Genomic DNA, 2,595 nt, shown 5'->3' with positions numbered 1-2,595 from the left:
GGCATCGGCGCGCTGATCGCCGCGACAGGGTGGTTCGGCAACAACCGCGAATACATACCCGTGACGGTCTTGTTCGTGCTGATCGTGGGGGGGCCCGATGCCGACTCTTATTCCATCGGCTATGTCGTGCAAATCAGCCTCGGCATCGTCGTCGGGCTCCTGATCAACATGTTGGTCTTTCCCGCGCTGAACCTCAATGCCGTGGGCCAGAACCTCTCGAACTATCGCTCAGCGCTAGCCGATCACCTATCCGAGGTCGCCGAAGTCGTGGCCGAGAACTGGCCACCGGAGCGGGAGGGCTGGGCGTCGCGCAATGACTCGCTCGTCAACCTTTCCAGCGGGCTGCGAACATCGCTGCAGCAGGCCGACGAAAGCCGCAAAGTCAATCCGCGGGCTCGAATCCACCGCCACCGAGACCTGAGCGCCGACTACGAGGACCTTGCTGCGCTCGAAACCATCGCCTTTCACGTGAGGGACCTCACGGAGGTGCTGGCCGGGGCAGTGTGGGGCACCCCGATCAAGGTGCAACTGAGAGAGGACTTGCGCCCGTCGGTGAGCCTGGCGCTTGACGCGCTGGCTGCGGCGCTGCGTGATTGGGATTCGGGAAATAAGGATCTGACGGCGCACTCCGCTGCTGCGGATGCGGTTGCGTCCCTCATGGCCGAGCTTGACGACATAAAGGACTCCACTCCGGCGACGTCGATGGGGGCCGCGATATCCATCGCGATGGATATCACCCGGGCGCTCGCAGCCCTACTCTCCCGCCTCGAAGGTCCGGCGACTGATGACTAGTTGCGATGCCCTGACGCCAGGGCATTTTGACTTTCGCATCGTTCCCTGGCTAAATGACTATTCGCTTCGATGGGCACCACCTGTGGTGCGGGTGAGCACCACTGTTGAGATGCGTGATTCGCACTGTTCAGCACCATTGTCGGTGTCATTGAGCGCACTTCCGGACGATCGGTGGCTCTGAACCGCACAATTGGGTGGCTCTCACAGCCTCAAATAGTCAGTGGTCCTGAGCCACACCACGACTGGGACTCTGCGCCACGATCAGTGGGGCTCAACCGCACGATCGGGTGGGGCTCAACCGCACGATCGGGTGGGGCTCAGAGGCTCTAATACTCAGCTAAATTCAGAAGCATTTGTTGCCCCATCGTTGCTCATTGCCAATGCGGGTATTTTCCCCATAGTAGCGCTGGGTGGTAATCCTTCGATTCCCGGGCGAAGTACGGGCGCGGGCGTTCGCACAAAACGGCTGTCGCTGGTCCACAATGACGGCATCCCTCCGCGCCCGGTCCCGACCGCTCAACGCGCCACGCTCGCTCGCATGGGCGGGATTCTCAGCACGGGGTGAGTCACGACCGCGGTGCCGGTGTCCAGCTCATTGTTGCAACCCTGGCGCGAGAGTACCGTCATCGGAAAGAGGCTCGTCCGGAATGCTGAAGATCCGATTAGCCGGCAACCTCACTATCTTCGAGTGACGTGAGGTGGAAACAATGAGTGAGGCCGACAAAATCAGGAACGCGGCTGAAAAGGCCGGGGGAAAGCTCAAGGAGAGCGCAGGCCAGATCGCGGGGGGCAAGTCGCTCGAGACTGAAGGCAAAACCGATCAGGCCAAGGCGAGTCTCAAGCAGGCCGGCGAACATGTGAAAGACGTGTTCAAGGAATAGCGAACGTGCCCCGTATGCTGGGGGGTCCGGGGAACATAGGAAAGGAAACACCATGAACATGCTGTTTATCGTCGTCGCCATCATCGCGGTCGTCCTCCTGCTGACTGGCGGTTTTGTGCAGTCGCTGAATTTCTTATTGTGGGTTGGCATCATTCTCTTGGTGCTTGCGGTGATTGCGTTCCTGGTGCGTTCGATGTCTGGTCGCCGAGGCGCGTAAAGGACAGCGCTCAAAGTGGTTCGCATGGTCATCCTTTAAGGCCTAAACCTTCGGGGGTCGCCGGTACAAAATCTGTCAGCCCGACCACAGGGCCGTTCGAGAAACTCTTCACGACACGGTCCGGTCGAAACAAAAAGAAATCGCTCCCGAGGCTTCTCAGGAGCGATTTCTGGTTTAAGGGGTTTCCGGGACTTTTTTGGTTAAGAGATTTGATTGTGTCATCACTACCTGATCATTTTGACCCTTTCGGGGCCGCTGAGCCGGACCTGTCGTCCGAGGCGCTGAGGTCGGTTTCGGTCCCTCCCGATCGTCCGGGATCGTCCGGGATCGTCTTGCGCACCTTCTGGATATGAGCATCCACGACGGCTACCCAACTTCTCCTCCCATCGACGACTGGGCTGGAGCCTCTGATGGACGTCCACGAGCTGGCGGCATACCTGGGCATCCGGATCTCCACGGTCTACGACTGGCGGGTGCACGGCAAAGGCCCCACGGCCTACCGGTTCGGCAAGACCTGAAAAGCGTCCCGTAAGCCGGACGGTGACCGGGACACCTTCGAATCATGGTCGGGATTGTGCAGGCGAGTGTAACCACTGGCTTTTCCGTACTCCTCTGCACGACGCACATTCAGGCGGCGGTGTCTCCGGCGCGCTGGATTGCTCGGTAGACCGTGGACCTTCCGACGCTGAAAAGTTCAGCGATTTG

Annotated in this window: 4 protein-coding genes; all 4 read left to right on the top strand. The window is 59.9% G+C overall.

The genetic code is table 11. The features are described 5' to 3' along the window. On the top strand, positions 1-792 hold a 792-nt coding region (locus CXY80_RS19265), incomplete at its 5' end, for an FUSC family protein (protein WP_104131131.1). A 707-nt stretch (positions 793-1,499) separates the two neighbouring features. After that, entirely contained in the window at positions 1,500-1,673 is a 174-nt protein-coding gene (locus CXY80_RS00200) for a CsbD family protein (protein WP_104131130.1), read from the top strand. A 52-nt stretch (positions 1,674-1,725) separates the two neighbouring features. Next, on the top strand, positions 1,726-1,890 hold the full coding sequence (locus CXY80_RS19645) for a DUF2207 domain-containing protein (RefSeq protein ID WP_146070591.1): 165 nt from the start codon (positions 1,726-1,728) through the stop codon (positions 1,888-1,890). A 410-nt stretch (positions 1,891-2,300) separates the two neighbouring features. Continuing rightward, entirely contained in the window at positions 2,301-2,408 is a 108-nt protein-coding gene (locus CXY80_RS20545) for an AlpA family transcriptional regulator (protein ID WP_134577727.1), read from the top strand. Positions 2,409-2,595: the final 187 nt, after the last annotated feature.

Source organism: Cryobacterium sp. M91 (assembly GCF_002929615.1).
GTDB lineage: Bacteria > Actinomycetota > Actinomycetes > Actinomycetales > Microbacteriaceae > Cryobacterium > Cryobacterium levicorallinum.
The sequence above is the reverse complement of the archived record's forward strand: the minus strand, read 5'-3'. Positions and strand labels throughout refer to the sequence as shown.

What these genes read in the sequence shown, in the direction of transcription:
- CXY80_RS00200 (WP_104131130.1), top strand. Translation starts at nt 1,500, where the DNA reads ATGAGTGAGGCCGACAAAATCAGGAACGCGGCTGAAAAGGCCGGGGGA.
- CXY80_RS20545 (WP_134577727.1), top strand. Translation starts at nt 2,301, where the DNA reads ATGGACGTCCACGAGCTGGCGGCATACCTGGGCATCCGGATCTCCACG.
- CXY80_RS19645 (WP_146070591.1), top strand. Translation starts at nt 1,726, where the DNA reads ATGAACATGCTGTTTATCGTCGTCGCCATCATCGCGGTCGTCCTCCTG.